Annotated in this window: 1 pseudogene; it reads right to left on the reverse strand. The window is 68.4% G+C overall.

Annotated features, from left to right (window positions below):
- Window positions 1–253, reverse strand: a pseudogene (locus AAEZ09_RS28770) (ABC transporter ATP-binding protein); the annotation flags it as partial.

Here is a 253-nt window from a genome sequence, read left to right on the forward strand (position 1 = left end):
TCGCAGGGCTCAGGCAAGCCCATCAGCAAATTCGCCAACTCGCTCTGGCCGTTGCCGCCCACACCAGCGATGCCGTAAATCTCGCCCGCGCGCAGGCTCAGCGTCACGCCATTAAGCGCGCCATGCCCACTCCCACCCGTCGACCTTAGATCCCGCACCTGCAGCCGCACCTCGCCCGGCGTCGCCGGCTGGTATTCGCTAGCCGGTGCGGACTCGCCCACGGTCAGACGCACCAGCTCGGGCACCGAGACCG

It is taken from the genome of Pseudomonas sp. 65/3-MNA-CIBAN-0223 (assembly GCF_040310425.1).
GTDB classification, from domain to species: domain Bacteria; phylum Pseudomonadota; class Gammaproteobacteria; order Pseudomonadales; family Pseudomonadaceae; genus Aquipseudomonas; species Aquipseudomonas gregormendelii.